Source organism: Actinokineospora terrae, from assembly GCF_900111175.1.
Taxonomy (GTDB): Bacteria; Actinomycetota; Actinomycetes; order Mycobacteriales; family Pseudonocardiaceae; genus Actinokineospora; species Actinokineospora terrae.
In genome coordinates this window covers 58,854-74,370 of the sequence record NZ_FOGI01000019.1, presented here as the reverse complement: position 1 = coordinate 74,370, position 15,517 = coordinate 58,854, and the positions used below count along the sequence as shown (strand labels likewise).

Genomic DNA, 15,517 nt, shown 5'->3' with positions numbered 1-15,517 from the left:
CGACCACAACAACTCCAACCCGGCCACCACATACTCACGCAACCGTCCCGCTGTCTCCAACTTCCGAGGTTTCGGGCGCGCCAGCTTCTTCCGCGCCCGACGATCGGCCGCCATCGCCCGATACCCATCCCGTCCGCCGTTCCGGGCCACCTCACGAGCGATCACTGAATGATGCCGTCCCAGCATCAACGCGACCGACCGAAAAGAGCGACCCGCCCGCAACTCCCGCGAAATCACTTCCCGATCGTCCGGACCCAACACGACACCACGCACAGAAACAATCTCCGATCACTCCGACACGAAGATCATCCCACACATGGCGCATCCACCGATTGAGACCAAGGCCCCGCGCAAAACAAGTTCGCCCCATCGAGCTTGTCACTTAAATCGCGCCCCACCGCAATGCCGAAGGCGAGCCGTTGATCATCCACGCCGCAGGCGAGACCGAGAGCCGGACACCCCTCAGCTCAAGATCAAACCGGCCAACGCAGCCCCCGATATACAGCCTACCGAGCACCACCGACAGAACGGCCAGAGTGAGCGGGCGCCCTGTGGACAATCAACTCCGCAAGATCAACCCGCCCCAAGCACCCCCCAATACACAGCCTACCGAGACCCCCACCCACCCCAGAAGGCTGAATCATCCCCCTGTGGACAACACCCGCCCATGTGGACACCTCCACATGAAAGACCCCACTCCCAAGGCACAAGCAACGCACCCAGGCAAACCCCAAACCACCCCCGCCTAAATCAACCGCCCCACAGCCCCCCGAGCCGCAACCAACGCACCCCCCTCATCCACCGTAGTAACCACCCCCCCAGCAACAACCCGCTCCCCAGCCACCCAAACATCCTCCACAGTCCGCGCCCCCGCCGCCCACACCAAGTTCGACAACAAATGCCCATCACCAATATCCAGCCCCCCAGCGAACGCCGGATCATCAACCCCGACATGCACCAGATCCGCCCAAGCCCCCGGCTCCAGCACCCCGATATCCGTCCGCGACAACGCAGCCGCCCCACCCCGCGTAGCCATCAACAACAGATCCGCGGCCCCCACCACCGTGGAATCCATTGTGGACACACGAGCCAGCAACCCGGCCAACCGAACGTCCTCCCACAAATCCAGGTCGTCATTGCTGGCAGGCCCATCAGTCCCGACACCAACCGCGACCCCAGCAGCCCGAAGATCCGCAAGCCGAGCAATACCAGAAGCCAGTTTCGTATTAGACCCCGGGCAATGAGCAACCCCCACCTCATAGCGCCTAAGCGTCTCGATGTCGCCATCAGACAAGTGCACCGCATGCGCCGCGAGAACCCGACCACCGAAAAGCCCGACCTGGTCCAGGAGCACAGGCACACTCCCGTACTTCTCCCGCTGCGCAACGTCCTCCGGCAGGGACTCGGCCACGTGGATCTGCACCAGCGCACCACGTTCGCGCGCAGCAGCGCCGACCTGACCGAGTGCGTCAGGGGACAGGGTGTACGCCGAGTGCGGGCCGTAGCCGATCTCGATGCGGTCGCCGGGGCCGAAGCGGAGGCCGTCGTTGTCGATCCAGTTGCTGGTGTTGGCAAGCTGCTCGGCCCAGTTCCAGCCGGGGGCGTCGATGATCGCGGGGCCGAGCACCAGCCTGGCGCCGGTGTCGAGGACGGCCCGGACGACTTCTTCGCCGTAGAAGTACATCTCGGCGCTGGTGGTGACGCCTGCCTTCAGCATCTCCAGTGAGCCGAGGACCATGCCCGCGTAGACGTCGTCCGGGGTCAGCCTGGCCTCGGTCGGCCAGATGACCTCGGTCAGCCAGCGCATCAGCGGGAGGTCGCCGCCGAGGCCGCGCAGGAGGGTCATCGGGCTGTGCGCGTGCGCGTTGACCAAGCCGGGCATGAGGATGCCGGTGAGCCGCTTGCTGGGGCCGTGGTGCTCCGGCGCGTCGGCCCCCGGTCCGACGTGGGTGATCCGGCCGTCCTCGCCGATGTCGAGGACGGCGTCGCGCAGGACGCTGCACTCGGGGTCGCACGGCAGGATCACGGGAGCGTGCAGGCGAAGCGGCATGCGTGGATCCTGCCAGGTCCCGCCGCGCCGCTCAGCTCGTGGACAGCAGGTCGCGCGGGATGCCGAGGCCGACCGCGGGGGTCCACCCGAGCGCGGTGATCCGGGACGCGTCGAGGACCGCGTCGGCGGCGAGGAAGCCCGCGCCCCAGCCGTGGGTGGCCAGTGCCTCGTCGAGGGACCACGACGCGACCGGGACGCCTGCCCTGGCCCCGATCGCGGTCATCAGGTCGGCCATGGACTCGTGCCCGTCCGAGACGTGGAAGACGCCGGTGGCCTCGGTTTCCAGGAGCAGTGCGTAGGCGAGTGCGAGGTCGCGGACGTGCACAGTGGACCAGCGGTTGGCGCCGTCGCCGATGTGGCGGGCAACGCCGTCGGCCGCGGCCTGGGCCACGAGGCGTGACACCGGCCCGCCGCCGTCGCCGTAGACCATCGGCGGCCGGACTACCGCACCGCGCGAACCGGATTCGAGCACGCGCGCCTCAGCCTCGGCCAACCACGCGAGCGGACCCTCGACGGGAGCCGTGTCGTCCTCGGCGACCGGCGTCCGCGAGGACCGAGCCCGCGGCGCGCCGGTGGTCGTGATGAACGCGCCAGGCTTGGCGTCGAGCATGGCGGTCACCGCGGCCCGGTCGACGTCCGCGCGGTCCGCGGTCTCGGTGGCCGCCGTGTGCACCACCGCGTCGACGTCCGCCGCCGCTCGGGCCAGGACGTCGACATCGGTCAGCGCTGCGCGGACCGGTTCGGCGCCGTGACCGCGGACCACCGCCTCGGCCGCGGCGCTGCGGGCGAGGCCGCGGACCCGGTGGCCGCGGGCGATGAGGGTCCTGGTGAGCGCGGAACCGATGTAACCGCTCGCCCCGGTGACGAAGATGTCCACTGTGGTCTCCCGTTCTGCTGGTAGACCAAAGGTAGGAATCCGGTGCGGGTGGCGGGAATGCGTGGGGGTCCAGAGTTCATGCGAGACGGTCCAGGGGACGTGCTGGCCGCGCTGCTGCGGCGGGTGCGCATCGGTGTCGCCCGGTTCGGGCGGGTCGAGATGGGCGCGCCGTGGGGGGTGCGGCTGGCCGAGCGCGACACCGTGTCGCTGCACCTGGTGCTCGACGGGGACCTGTGGGTTGACGACGTGCCCATCGGCGTCGGGGACCTCGTCGCCCTGCACAGCGGCAGGCACACGCTGCGCAACGACCGGGGCGCCGAGCTGGTCGACGAACCGGAGTGGCCCGCGGGGGAGGGGCTCTCGGTGTTCCGCCGCCACGGTGGCGATGGGCCGCGGACGGTGCTGCTGTGCGCGGAGTTGACCGTCGAGGGTGCGGCCAGGTCGCTGCTGCTGCGAGCCCTACCGCCGCTGGTACACCTACCGACCGGCTTGCCCCACCTAGCAGCTCTCCTCGACGCGCTGCGCGACGAGATCCGGGAGCGCCGACCGGCGACGGAGGTGGTCGCCGCCCGGTTGGTCGAGCTGGTGTTGTTGCAGGTCATCCGCGCCGAGCTGGCTCGCCCGGCCGAGTCGGGCTCGTGGCGGGCCGCGTTGGCGGACGCGCGGATCGGGCTGGCGCTGGCAGCGGTGTACGGCGAGCCCGCGCGGCAGTGGACGGTCGCCGGGCTGGCCAAGGTCGCCGGGATGAGCCGGGCCGCGTTCGCGCCGCGCTTCCGCGAGCTGGTCGGCGAGGGGCCGGGCGCGCACCTCACCCGCTGGCGGATGGACCTGGCCACCGCGCTGCTTCTGGAGCAGCCGGACCTGTCGGTCGCGCAGGTCGCGGCCCAGGTCGGGTACGGCAGCGAGTTCGCGTTCAGCACCGCGTTCCGACGTGCCACCGGATCGCCACCCGGCCGCTACCGCAATACCCGTTTGGCGTAGCAGGCTGCGGGTGTAAGACTGTCAACCAGGTCCAATAGGTGGGATGATCGGAGGATCATGGCGAGTCGGCAGGGGTTCTGGCTCGGTTTCCTCGCCTACCTGGCCTGGGGGTTCTTCCCGCTCTACTGGCCGCTGCTCGCCCCGGCCGGACCGGTGGAGATCCTGGCGCACCGGATCTGCTGGTCGCTGGTGGTCGTCGCGGCGATCGTGCTGGTCGGCAGGCGGTGGAAGCACCTGCGCGCGATCAACGGCAGGAAGCTGCTCTACATCTGCGTCGGCGCCGTCACCATCGGCCTGAACTGGGGCATGTACATCTACGGCGTCAACAGCAACCAGGTTGTGGAGACCGCGCTCGGCTACTTCATCAACCCGTTGGTGACCATCGCCCTGGGCGTCGTGTTCATGGGGGAGCGGCTGCGGCCCGCGCAGTGGATCGGCCTCGCGGTCGCGTTCGGCGCGGTCGTCGAGCTGACCTTCGACTACGGCCGCCTGCCGTGGATCGCGCTGACGCTGGCGTTCTCCTTCGGCACCTACGGCCTGATGAAGAAGAAGGCCGACGTCGGCTCCACCGAGGGCCTGGCGCTGGAGACCGCGATCCTCGCCCCGCTCGCCTTCGGGTACCTGGTGTTCACGCACGCGGGCGGCGGCGGGACGTTCGGCCACGCGGGCTGGCTCAACGCCGTGCTGCTCGCGGGCACCGGCCTGATCACCGCCATCCCGCTGCTGCTGTTCGGCGCCGCGGCGACCAGGGTGCCGATGACCACCATGGGCCTGCTGCAGTACTTCGTGCCGATCATCCAGTTCGGCATCGGCCTGCTGATCTTCCACGAGCGGATGACCACCGCGCGCTGGGTCGGCTTCGGCCTGGTCTGGCTGGCCCTGGTCATCATCACCGCCGAGTCGCTGGTCGCCCGCCGCCGCCTCGGCGCGCGCCGGGTGGCCGAGCCGACGCCCGAACTGGTCTAGCGGTCGACGAGCCTGCGGACCAGCTTCAGCCCCGACCACACCGCGTCGACCGCGCACACCTTCACGTCGACCAGGCCGTGGTCGAGGGCGTAGCCCCGCACGCCGTTCTCGTCGAGGTCGGTCGGCACCTTCGCGGCCTTCTTCTGCCAGGCGACCCACAGCGCGCCGTCGACCTTGAGCCGCGACACCGACGGCTCCCACCCGCGGACCAGGTCGGCGGTCCACGGGCAGAACAGCAGCACGACGTCGTAGGGCTCCCGGCCTGGCCGGGTGTGGTGCGGGGCGCCGAGGTCGAACCCCGCGGGCGCGCCGGTGACCAGCACCCGGGACTGCTCCTTCACGCCCAGCTTCGCGGCGAGCGGCTTGCCCGAGTACCCGGCGGTCATACCCGGACGAGCCGGTCCGGTGCGGGGTCGACGGTGTCCTTGGCGCTGAGGAACGCGACGAACATGCCGACCAGCAGGGCCGCGCGACCCCAGACGCCGATCATCACCGCCTGCGCCGCGAAGCCCTCGTAGATGCCGGAGGGCTGCTTGGCCGCGATCTGGGCGAACCAGAGGAAGATCCCGATCCCCATCGCCAGGTCGGCGACGCAGTACGCGGCGATCCAGCCCCAGCGCAGGTTCAGCAGCACGAACATCGGGACCAGCCACAGCGTGTACTGCGGCGAGTGGACCTTGTGCAGCAGCAGGAACCCGCACAGCATGGCCGCCGACACCGCGATCCACGGGTAGGTGCCCTCGCGCTGGAAGCGGAGCCAGCCGATGATGCAGGCCACCGCGAACGAGGCGAACACCAGCACCAGCGACACGACGGTGATGTAGTCGTGCACGGCGGTGTTCTGCGGGTCCGAGTCGGGGCGCAGCGCCCAGAACCAGATCGAGTTCGCGGTGATGTCGGCCTTGCGCTGCCCCTGGAAGACGAACGAGGCGAGCCAGCCGTCCGGTCCGATCAGCGCGAACGGCAGGTTCACCGCGATCGCCGTGCCCATCGCCACCAGCGCCACGCGGATCATGCCCACGACATCGCGGCTCTTGCCCGGGGGCAGTTCACGGCCCTCGCGGCCGCCGGTCAGCACGTAGAGCATCAGCGGCAGCACGAAGATCGCCGGGTAGATCTTGAACGCGAAGCCGAGACCGAGGAAGACAGCGCTCACCGTGGCTCTTTGCACCAACGGCCGCGCCACACCGCGCTTACCCCACCCGCGGTGCACGACGTAGACGGCGGCGACAGCGCAGGCCACGACCGGGAGCTCCCAGTTGTGGAACGCGTACATCACCAGCGGTGGCGACAGCACCCAGATCAACGCGCGCCACCGGGACAGCCTGCCGAGCAGCCACGCGGTCACCAGCCCGAACGGGGCCATGATCAGCGCGGAGGCCAGCAGGAACTCGGCGTCGGTGTGCGCGAACAGCGCGCCCGCCCAGATCAGCAGGCCGGTCAGCACCGGGTACTCGACGGTGCCGCCCTCCAGCGCGCCGTCCGCGGTGATCCTGCCGTGCACGTACGGGAACACGTGCCGATCGATGTCGCGGCCGATCCACAGGTACTGGATGTCGGAGTAGCAGACGTCGGCGTACTTGCGCTCGTCGAACCCGGGCTGGCTGCGGCCCCAGGTGTCGAACTGCGGGCCGGTGCAGCGGTCCTTGTTGGCGAACCCGAGCAGCAGCGTGAGCCCGCACAGCAGCACGACGACCGCGAGCGCGCCGCGGCCGAGCCTGGCGGCGCCCCCCAGCCGAGCCGGGGTGCCCTCCGGCTCGCCTGCCGGTGCGGCGGCGGTGACGCCGGCGGGCACTGTGCTCACCGTCCGAGCGCCTCACGCAGGAACGCGATATCCGCGGCTTGGCCGTCGGCCGGGGTCTCGACCACGACCGGCGCGCCCGCGGCGGCGACCACGGCGACCAGCTGGTCGGCGTCGATGGTGCCGGTGGCGATGTTGTCGTGCCGGTCGCGCGCGGAGCCGAACTCGTCGCGGGAGCTGTTGAGGTGCACCAGGTCGACCCGACCGGTGATCGCCTTGACCCGCTCCACGATGCCGACCAAGTCCTCGCCTGCGGCGAACGCGTGGCAGGTGTCCAGGCAGAAGCCGGCGCCGAACTCGGCGACCGCGTCCCAGAGCCGGGCCAGCATGTCGAACCGGCGGGCCATCGCGTTGTCGCCGCCCGCGGTGTTCTCGATCAGGATCGGCACCCCGAACCCGCCCTCGGCGTGCTGGCGCTCGAAGAACTTGCGCCAGTTGTCGATGCCGACCTGCGGGTCCTCGCCCTTGTTGACGTGCCCGCCGTGCACGACCAGGCCCTTGGCGCCGACCTTGGCCGCGGCGTCGGCGTGCTGGGTGATCAGCTTGCGCGACGGGATCCGGATCCGGTTGTTGGTCGAGGCCAGGTTGACCACGTAGGGCGAGTGCACGAAGACCTCGACCTCGGTCGCGAGCAGCTCGTCGGCCCTCGGGTGCGGCTTCGGCGCCTTCCAGTCCTGCGGGTCGGCGAGGAAGAACTGCACCACGTCGGCGCCGCGTTCGCGGGCTGCGTCGAGCGGGTCGTCATCGCGGACGTGGGCACCGATGCTCATGGCCGGAAAGGGTAGTCGCCACCTCCGACCGTGGGACCCCTCGGTGGTCGGTCACTCCACGCCCACGTGGGCCTCCACCGGGGTCGCTTGCTCCAACCGGGCTAACGCGAAGCACTTTCGGGGAAACCTGTCCCGTGGACGTCACCATGTCGGGTTACAGTCGTTGTCTCCCAGTGAAGCTACTCGCCGGTATCCGGAGGATCTTCATGCTACGGCGTGGCAAGACTTACGCGGCCGGGTTGGTGCTGGTCCTCAGCGGCACCGCCACCGGCCTGCTCGCGGGCAGCGGCACGGCCGCCGCGGCGCCGCCCATCGTGGTGGGCAGTTGCGCGACCACGATCCAGGGCGCCCCCGGCACGCCGATCTCGCTGAGCCCCGCCGCCGTGCTCGACCCGGTGCTGCGCGTGGTCAACGCCGTCCCGCTGCTCGGCCCGACCCTGGCCACCGGCGTGCGCGGCGCGGTGACCTCCATGGGCAACATCCCCATCGGCGCCATCCCGGCAGCCAACACCACCATCCCGGGCAGCACCATCGCCGCGGCCGCCGTGCCCAAGATCCAGGAGGCCATCGCCAAGGTCCCGCTGATCGGGACGGCGCTCGGCGGGATCGTCTCCGGCATCCAAGGCGCGCTGACCGCGGGCTGCTCGATCACCGTCACCGTGGTCAACGCCGTGACCGCCCCGGTCCAGGACGGCGCCGGTGCCGTCGCGGGCGTGGTCGAGAAGGGCGCCGCCGCCCTCCCGCAGGTCGTCCCCGGCTTGCCCGGCGTGCCGACCAAGCCCGGCACCACCAAGCCCCCGGGCACCGGCGGCAACCCGCAGACCCCCGGCACCGGCGGACCGGGCACTCCCGGTCCGAACACCTCCGTCATCGGCGGCACCACCCCCGGCGGCCTGCCGCTCTACCGCTCCGGCTTCACCTTCGGCCGCTCGCCGATGACCGACTACTCGGGCATCCCGTACGCCCAGGCCGGGCTCTTCGCACCGTCGCCAGGCGTGCGCTACGGCGGCGCGGTCCCGGGCTACTCGCCCCAGTTCGGCATCCTCGGCACCGGTGACGCCGACGGCGTCCAGGCGGCCGGGCACGCGGAGGCGCTCGACGCCCCCTTCGGCCGCGGCATCGCGCTGCCGGTGCTCCTCGCCGTGTTCGCGCTCTCCGGGGTCACCGCCGCCCTGGTCCGGACCTGGGTGCTGCGCCGCACCCCCGCCTGACCACTCTGCGTTGTCGGTGGTCGGTGCTGCACTGGTCACCGGCTGGGTGCCGCACGGGGCGCGAGCGGCGACTGTTACGCTCCGTCGGCGAGACCCTCCTGCCGCGGAACGTCCGCGGCCGCCGAGTCCACAGGAGGTGAGTGGTCTTCATGCGTCATTACGAGGTTATGGTCATCCTCGACCCCACCCTGGACGAGCGCACCGTTGCGCCGTCGCTGGAAACGTTCCTCAACGTCATCCGCACTTCGGGCGGGAACGTCGAGAAGGTCGACATCTGGGGCAAGCGCCGGTTGTCGTTCGAGATCAAGAAGCACGCCGAGGGCATCTACGCGGTGCTCGACGTGAACGCCGAGCCGGACGCGGTCAAGGAACTCGACCGCCAGCTCTCCCTGCAGGAGTCCGTCCTGCGCACCAAGGTCATGCGGCGCGAGACGGCCTGACCATGGCAGGGGACACGATCATCACGGTCGTCGGCAACCTGACGGCGGACCCGGAGCTGCGGTTCACCCCCTCCGGCGCCGCTGTCGCGAGCTTCACCGTGGCGTCCACCCCGCGCACCTTCGACCGCCAGTCCGGCGAGTGGAAGGACGGGGAGGCGCTGTTCCTGCGCTGCAACATCTGGCGGCAGGCCGCGGAGAACGTGGCCGAATCGCTGACCAGGGGCGCGCGGGTGCTGGTGACCGGGCGGCTCAAGCAGCGTTCCTTCGAGACCCGCGAGGGCGAGAAGCGCACCGTCATGGAGCTTGAGGTCGACGAGGTCGGCCCCTCGCTGCGCTACGCCACCGCGAAGGTCAACAAGGTCAGCCGGGGTACCGGCGGCGAAGGTGGCGGCGGATTCGGTGGCGGCGGTCGCGGCAGCGGTGGTGGTGGCGGCGGTGGCTACAACGGCCCGTCCGCACCCCCCGACGACCCGTGGGGCTCCGCACCGCCCGCTGGTGGCGGCGGCGGCTTCAACGACGAACCGCCGTTCTGACCCGGGTCACGCACCCACACCCAGACGCTTGTCTCGACATAACCACTCAGGAGTTTCACCGTGGCCAAGCCACCCATCCGCAAGCCGAAGAAGAAGGTCTGCGTCTTCTGCAAGGACGTCAAGAAGGACCGCCCGGTCAACATTGACTACAAGGACACGACGCTGCTGCGCAAGTACATCTCCGACCGCGGGAAGATCCGCGCGCGTCGGGTGACCGGCAACTGCAGCCAGCACCAGCGCGACGTCGCCATCGCGGTCAAGAACGCCCGCGAGGTCGCTCTGCTCCCGTACACCTCGACCGCCCGCTGATCAGGAGGGGACGATCATGAAGCTCATCCTCACCACCGACGTCAGCGGCCTGGGCGGCCCTGGTGACCTCGTCGAGGTCAAGGACGGCTACGGCCGCAACTACCTGCTGCCGCGCGGCTTCGCCATCCTGGCGACCAAGGGCGCCGAGAAGCAGGTCCAGGTCATCCGCCGGGCGCAGGAGGCCAGCCGGATCCGCAACCTCGACCACGCCAAGGAGGTCAAGGCCGCGCTGTCCGCGCTGGGCAGCGTCCCGCTCAAGGCCAAGGCCGCCTCGGGGTCGGGCAAGCTGTTCGGCTCGATCACCACCTCGGACATCGTCGCCGCGGTCAAGGCCGCCGGTGGCCCCGTGCTGGACAAGCGCGCCGTCGAGGTCGCCGGTCACATCAAGACCGTCGGCAAGCACTCGGTCAGCGTCCGGCTGCACCCGGACGTCACCGCCGCGTTCACGGTCAACGTCGCCGCCGCGAACTGATCGACCACCGCTGATCCGCCCCGCTCGGTCACTCTGAGTGGGGCGGATCTGCGTGTGCGCAGTTGTCCACAGGTTGTGGTCACCCCACCGAGCTAACGGTCACGCGACACGCCGAAAACCGGCGGCGGCGCGACACGCCGGGGAACAGCCAGGCGACCTTCTCCACAAGTTGTGCACAGGCTTTGACCAGGGGTTTCTCCAACAAGCCAGAGACTTGTGCACAGGTTGTCCACACCCTGCCGGGTAGCTATGCGCAGCTCACCCGGTTCATCCCCAGGTTGTCCACAGAACCGTCCCCACCGTGGTTTGCAAGGGGCTGTTCGGGGGTCCTAGCGTCGCCTGGCGACCCGACGCGTGGTGGTAGACCACCACCCGAATGTCGTACCGACGACCTAGGGTCCGCGAACCACCGAGTCTTGCTAGGAGGGGCTGTCCGTGGCGCTGGCCGACGACCACTCCCTGCCGCCGGAGCCCGGCGAGCACGGGATGGACCGCAAGCCCCCGCAAGACCTGCGCGCCGAGCAGAGCGTGCTCGGCGGCATGATGCTGTCCAAGGACGCCATCGCCGATGTCGTCGAGGCGCTGAGCCCCGGCGACTTCTACCTGCCCAAGCACCAGATCGTCTACGACTGCGTGCTCGACCTCTACGGCAGGGGCGAGCCTGCCGACCCGATCACCGTCTCCGCCGAGCTGGAACGCCGCGCCGAACTGCGCAAGGTCGGCGGCGCGCCGTACCTGCACACGCTCATCTCCATCGTGCCGACCGCGGCCAACGCCGGGTACTACGCGGAGATCGTCGCCGAGAAGGCCATCCTGCGGCGGCTGGTCGAGGCGGGCACCCGGATCGTGCAGCTGGGCTACCAGGGCGCGGAGGGCGCCGACGTCACCGAGATCGTCGACCGCGCGCAGGCCTCGATCTACGAGGTGACCGAGCGCAGCATGAGCGAGGACTACGTCGCGCTCGAGGACCTGCTGCAGCCCACCATGGACGAGATCGACGCCATCGCCTCCCGCGGCGGCAGCTCGCTGGGCATCCCCACCGGCTTCGTCGACCTCGACGAGATCACCAACGGCCTGCACCCCGGCCAGATGATCATCGTCGCCGCCCGCCCTGGCGTCGGCAAGTCCACCCTCGGCCTCGACTTCGCCCGCTCCTGCTCCATCAAGCACGGCATGGCCAGCGTCATCTTCTCGCTGGAGATGAGCCGCACCGAGATCACCATGCGCATGCTCTCCGCCGAGGCCAAGATCCGCCTCGGCGACATGCGCGGCGGCCGGATGACCGACGACGACTGGACCCGCCTCGCCCGCAGGATGAGCGAGATCAGCGAGGCCCCCATGTTCGTCGACGACTCGCCCAACATGACCATGATGGAGATCCGCGCCAAGGCCCGTCGGCTCAAGCAGCGCCACGACCTCAAGCTGGTGGTCGTCGACTACCTCCAGCTGATGAGCTCCGGCAAGCGCGTCGAGTCCCGCCAGCAGGAAGTCTCCGAGTTCTCCCGCCAGCTCAAGCTCCTGGCCAAGGAGATCGAGGTCCCGGTCATCGCCATCAGCCAGCTCAACCGCGGCCCCGAACAGCGCACCGACAAACGCCCCATGCTCTCCGACCTGCGCGAATCCGGCTCCCTCGAACAAGACGCCGACATGGTCATCCTCATCAACCGCCCCGACGCCTGGGAGCGCGACGACCCCAGAGCAGGCGAGGCCGACCTCATCCTCGCCAAACACCGAGCAGGCCCCACCGCCACCGTCGTAGTAGCCCACCAACTCCACTACAGCCGCTTCGCCGACCTCGCCCAGGGCTGACCGGGAGCAAAAGTGGTGGTCCCCCGCGCCTACGGGGGACCACCGCGAGTCAGCGGCCCCATCCCGGAAAGAACGCGGCCCAGTCTCTGCCCCGATCATTTCCGCAGCTGTGCGCCACCTGTAGGGGAATCCGGCCCGATCACAGCCGCAGTCGGCCAAACAACCACCACCGCCACTCGGCGCTGAGGTCTGGTGCGCGCCCCGGCGATCCACCATGATCGACCGTGCGCGGTACGCATCGGGTTGCCCGTCGAGCGCCTACTCGACGGGCTGGTTCCCCCGGAACGGACCGCGGCCCCATCCCGGAAGCTCAGGAAGGCGTCTCGATGTCCACATCCCCCAGGTTCTGGCGGCGCGCCGCCAGACCGCCTCGACAGTCCCCCGGAGACCGGCTCGCCCACGCGGCGGTCGCGCCTGCGTTCCAGCTCGTCACCTTCGGTGGCATCTGCTGCTACGTCGAACTGCTGGTGAGCAGAGGCCACAGCCCGGTCACGGCCGCGGCGGCTGCCGTCTTGGCCGCTGTTGGTGCCGGAGTCGCGAACAGGCGCGGCGGTACGAGCCCGGCTCGTTGGTGAAGTGACACCCGTGGGCTCCGGCGGACCACCGCCGGGGCCCACGGGTCGACTCGAGGAACAGGGCATGGCTCGACCCGAGAAACCACTGGACCCGCGGGATGGCCCGGTTGCCGAGTTCGCGACCGGGTTGCGAGAGCTGCGGGCGGGTTCCGGCACGACCTACCGGGAGATGGCGGGCAAGGCGGGCTATTCCCCTGCGGTCCTGTCCCAGGCCGCCAGCGGGCAGGCCTTGCCGACCCCTGCCGTACTGCGGGCCTTCGTCCAGGCATGTGGTGGGGACGTCGCCGCCTGGGAGCGACGACTGCTAGCAGCCCGCTCGCAGCTAGACGACAAGGAGAAGCCACGACCACCGACGACCGTCTTCCTGGTCGACGACCACGAACTGGTCCGGCGCGGCCTGCGGCAGCTGCTCGAGGTCGAGTCGGACATCGAGGTGGTCGGCGAGGCAGCGACTGTCACGCAGGCTTTGGCGCGGATACCCGCGGTGCGGCCGACGGTGGTGATCCTCGACCTACGGCTGCCGGACGGTGATGGTGTGTCGGTGTGCCGAGCGATCAGGTCGGCGATGACCCCACCACCGGCGTGCCTGATCCTCACTTCGTTCTCCGATGACGAAGCCCTCTTCGGCGCGATCATGGCGGGCGCGAGCGGGTACGTGCTCAAGCAGACCTCGGGCGGTGACCTGGTCAGTGCCGTCCGCACTGTCGCGAGTGGGCGCTCCCTCCTCGATCTCGCCAGCGCCAGGGACCTGGTGGACCGCCTGGATCTCGGGCCGCGGGGTGACCACCGCTACGCGAGCCTGACCGAGCAAGAACGGAAGATCCTCGACCTGGTCGCCAAGGGGCTGACCAACCGGCAGATCGCGGGTTACCTGTACGTGGCAGAGAAGACGGTGAAGAACCACGTGTCGTCGTTGCTGCGGAAGCTGGGGTTCGAGCGCCGGACCGAGGCGGCGGTGTACGCGGCGTCGGCTCCTACCGGGATGGCTCACGCGAGCCGGGTGCTCGAACTGTTGAGGAAGCACGATCCCGCCTAGTCCTTGCTCCGAGTCGACCGTTCGTGGACTACCTGGGTGTAGGAGTCGACGAAGGTGGAGAGGAGGGTGGCGAAGGTGGTGCGGTCTTCGTCGGTCCAGGTGGACATGGTTTGGGCGAAGATTTGGCGGCGGGTGGTGTGGACGGTGGTGGCGTGGGCTTGGCCTGCGGGAGTCAGCGAGAGGAGTACTTGGCGGGCATCGGATTGGGAGGGGGTCCGGTGGGCTAGGCCTTCGGTCACGGCGCGGGCGGCGAGGCGGCTGGCTCGGGGTTGGTCCACGGAGAGCGCGGCGGCCAGGTCGGTGATGGTGCAGGGGCCTGCGGCCTCGAGGGTGTCGACGACCAGGGTGAGCGTGGGGTCGTGGGGGCCTGCGAGGGTGCGGCGGGTTTGCAGGCGGCGGATGGCGACCATCGCGCGCTCGACCTCGGACACGGCATCCATGCATGTTACTTTACATGTACTTGTAAAGAGACATGGAGTTGGGCATGCGGCCGATCGGGTACTGGGTCAAGGAGTTGGACGGGCAGCTCGAGCGGGCGTTCGAGCGGGAGTTGGGCGATGTCACGCGCCGGGAGTGGCAGGTGCTCAACGCGTTGCCGGGGGATACCGGGCCGTTCGATGGGGCTGAGGCGTTGCGGAGTGTTCGGCGGCGCGGGTGGGTGGAGGGTGATCGGCTCACTCCGGCTGGGGAGCGGGCGAAGGCGGAGTTGGCCGCTCGGGTGGCGCGCGTCCGGCAGGCCGTGACGGACGGGATCAGTGAGCAGGACTACCTCACCACGGTGCGGACGCTGGAGCGGATGGTGCGGAACCTGGCTCAGGAATAACCGCGCCGGGCCGAACGTCGTGATAGGTTGTTCAAGTTTCAACCATCAGGGGTGAGGTCATGGCGCAACCGGTGTTGTACCTCAGTCACGGCGCGCCGCCGTTGGCGGATGACGGGCTGTGGACTGGGCAGTTGGCGGCGTGGGCCGGGGAGCTGGGCAAGCCGAGGGCGGTGTTGATCGTCTCCGCGCACTGGGAAGAGGCGCCGCTGACCATCGGGGCCACGACGACCGTGCCGCTCACCTACGACTTCTGGGGATTCCCGCAGCGCTACTACCAGGTCCGCTACCCCGCGCCCGGTGCACCCGAGCTCGCCGAGCAGGTGCGCAAGCTGCTGCGCACCCCGGCCACCCCCGTCGCCGACGACCCCGCGCGCGGACTGGACCACGGCGCCTACGTGCCGCTGGTCGAGATGTTCCCCGACGCCGATGTGCCGGTGCTGCAGATCTCGATGCCGACGTTGGACCCGGTCGTCCTGGTGGAGATCGGGCGCAGGCTCGCACCGCTGCGCGACGAGGGTGTGCTGATCATCGGCAGCGGGTTCTTCACGCACAACCTGTCCGGTCTCGACCTGGGTCGCGATGCCGCGCACACGCCGCCGTCGTGGTCGAGCGAGTTCGACGACTGGGGGGACCGGGCGGTGGCGGCGCACGACCTGGACGCGCTGGTCGACTTCCAGCGCAAGGCACCGGCGGCGCGGTTGGCGCACCCCAGGACCGAGCACTTCGCGCCGCTGTTCGTCTCCCTCGGCGCCACTGTAGACAGTCAGGTCCAGCACCGCGCGGTCATCGACGGCTACTGGTACGGGCTGGCCAAGCGGTCCTGGCAGTTCGGCTGACGAGGAACGGCCCCCCGGAGCAGGTGCT

The 15,517-nt window shown here is 69.8% G+C and carries 18 protein-coding genes and 1 pseudogene; 12 read left to right on the top strand and 7 right to left on the bottom strand.

The window, feature by feature from the left end:
- From BMY07_RS36330 to BMY07_RS31900, 3 genes are all read right to left on the bottom strand, one after another.
- On the bottom strand, positions 1-261 hold a 261-nt coding region (locus BMY07_RS36330; RefSeq protein ID WP_425426385.1), incomplete at its 3' end, for a helix-turn-helix domain-containing protein.
- A gap of 484 nt (positions 262-745) precedes the next feature.
- Complete coding sequence (locus BMY07_RS31905) at positions 746-2,050, bottom strand: amidohydrolase family protein (RefSeq protein WP_092786776.1); 1,305 nt, start codon at positions 2,048-2,050, stop codon at positions 746-748.
- 31 nt (positions 2,051-2,081) lie between these two features.
- On the bottom strand, positions 2,082-2,927 hold the full coding sequence (locus tag BMY07_RS31900) for an NAD-dependent epimerase/dehydratase family protein (RefSeq protein WP_177215917.1): 846 nt from the start codon (positions 2,925-2,927) through the stop codon (positions 2,082-2,084).
- 78 nt (positions 2,928-3,005) lie between these two features.
- Here BMY07_RS31900 and BMY07_RS31895 point away from each other — a divergent pair, with 78 nt between their 5' ends.
- Together BMY07_RS31895 and rarD are read left to right on the top strand one after the other, a co-directional pair.
- Positions 3,006-3,908 (top strand): AraC family transcriptional regulator, encoded by a 903-nt coding sequence (locus BMY07_RS31895; protein WP_177215916.1) that lies wholly within the window; start codon positions 3,006-3,008, stop codon positions 3,906-3,908.
- A gap of 57 nt (positions 3,909-3,965) precedes the next feature.
- Positions 3,966-4,874, top strand: a complete 909-nt coding sequence (gene rarD, locus BMY07_RS31890) for an EamA family transporter RarD (RefSeq protein WP_092786772.1) — start codon at positions 3,966-3,968, stop codon at positions 4,872-4,874.
- On the opposite strand, the gene BMY07_RS31885 is transcribed toward rarD, so the two are convergent.
- The 3 genes from BMY07_RS31885 to BMY07_RS31875 are packed head-to-tail and all read right to left on the bottom strand — an operon-like array spanning position 4,871 to position 7,445.
- Positions 4,871-5,260, bottom strand: a complete 390-nt coding sequence (locus BMY07_RS31885) for a DUF3052 domain-containing protein (RefSeq protein ID WP_092786770.1) — start codon at positions 5,258-5,260, stop codon at positions 4,871-4,873. The two genes, rarD and BMY07_RS31885, sit on opposite strands and share 4 nt — an antisense overlap.
- Positions 5,257-6,678, bottom strand: coding sequence for a glycosyltransferase family 87 protein (locus BMY07_RS31880; protein ID WP_425426383.1), 1,422 nt, complete (start codon positions 6,676-6,678; stop codon positions 5,257-5,259). Before BMY07_RS31880 ends, BMY07_RS31885 begins: the two co-directional genes overlap by 4 nt.
- Complete coding sequence (locus BMY07_RS31875; RefSeq protein ID WP_092786768.1) at positions 6,675-7,445, bottom strand: deoxyribonuclease IV; 771 nt, start codon at positions 7,443-7,445, stop codon at positions 6,675-6,677. Before BMY07_RS31875 ends, BMY07_RS31880 begins: the two co-directional genes overlap by 4 nt.
- Positions 7,446-7,651: 206 nt before the next feature.
- Here BMY07_RS31875 and BMY07_RS31870 point away from each other — a divergent pair, with 206 nt between their 5' ends.
- The 8 genes and pseudogenes from BMY07_RS31870 (at position 7,652) to BMY07_RS31840 (ending at position 13,830) form a co-directional block, all read left to right on the top strand.
- Complete coding sequence (locus tag BMY07_RS31870) at positions 7,652-8,656, top strand: hypothetical protein (RefSeq protein WP_092786766.1); 1,005 nt, start codon at positions 7,652-7,654, stop codon at positions 8,654-8,656.
- Between the two features lie 149 nt (positions 8,657-8,805).
- Positions 8,806-9,096, top strand: a complete 291-nt coding sequence (rpsF, locus tag BMY07_RS31865; RefSeq protein ID WP_092786788.1) for a 30S ribosomal protein S6 — start codon at positions 8,806-8,808, stop codon at positions 9,094-9,096.
- A gap of 2 nt (positions 9,097-9,098) precedes the next feature.
- On the top strand, positions 9,099-9,629 hold the full coding sequence (locus tag BMY07_RS31860; RefSeq protein ID WP_092786764.1) for a single-stranded DNA-binding protein: 531 nt from the start codon (positions 9,099-9,101) through the stop codon (positions 9,627-9,629).
- 60 nt (positions 9,630-9,689) lie between these two features.
- Positions 9,690-9,938, top strand: coding sequence for a 30S ribosomal protein S18 (gene rpsR, locus BMY07_RS31855; protein WP_054053205.1), 249 nt, complete (start codon positions 9,690-9,692; stop codon positions 9,936-9,938).
- Between the two features lie 13 nt (positions 9,939-9,951).
- A complete protein-coding gene (gene rplI, locus BMY07_RS31850; protein WP_177215921.1) occupies positions 9,952-10,410 on the top strand; it encodes a 50S ribosomal protein L9 in 459 nt (152 codons plus the stop codon).
- Positions 10,411-10,845: 435 nt separating this feature from the next.
- Positions 10,846-12,219: a replicative DNA helicase gene (gene dnaB, locus BMY07_RS31845; RefSeq protein WP_092786760.1), complete on the top strand. Its 1,374-nt coding sequence runs from the start codon at positions 10,846-10,848 to the stop codon at positions 12,217-12,219.
- A 639-nt stretch (positions 12,220-12,858) separates the two neighbouring features.
- Positions 12,859-13,068 (top strand): annotated as a pseudogene (locus BMY07_RS36010) (helix-turn-helix domain-containing protein); the annotation flags it as partial.
- Positions 13,069-13,095: 27 nt separating this feature from the next.
- The gene (locus BMY07_RS31840; protein WP_245782775.1) at positions 13,096-13,830 is read left to right on the top strand and encodes a response regulator; all 735 of its coding nucleotides are present in this window, start codon (positions 13,096-13,098) and stop codon (positions 13,828-13,830) included.
- On the opposite strand, the gene BMY07_RS31835 is transcribed toward BMY07_RS31840, so the two are convergent.
- Positions 13,827-14,270, bottom strand: a complete 444-nt coding sequence (locus BMY07_RS31835) for a MarR family winged helix-turn-helix transcriptional regulator (protein ID WP_092786756.1) — start codon at positions 14,268-14,270, stop codon at positions 13,827-13,829. The two genes, BMY07_RS31840 and BMY07_RS31835, sit on opposite strands and share 4 nt — an antisense overlap.
- A gap of 44 nt (positions 14,271-14,314) precedes the next feature.
- Between BMY07_RS31835 and BMY07_RS31830 the strand changes: the two genes are divergently transcribed.
- Positions 14,315-14,653: a hypothetical protein gene (locus BMY07_RS31830; protein ID WP_218150856.1), complete on the top strand. Its 339-nt coding sequence runs from the start codon at positions 14,315-14,317 to the stop codon at positions 14,651-14,653.
- A 59-nt stretch (positions 14,654-14,712) separates the two neighbouring features.
- Complete coding sequence (locus BMY07_RS31825; protein WP_092786752.1) at positions 14,713-15,489, top strand: dioxygenase family protein; 777 nt, start codon at positions 14,713-14,715, stop codon at positions 15,487-15,489.
- Positions 15,490-15,517: the final 28 nt, after the last annotated feature.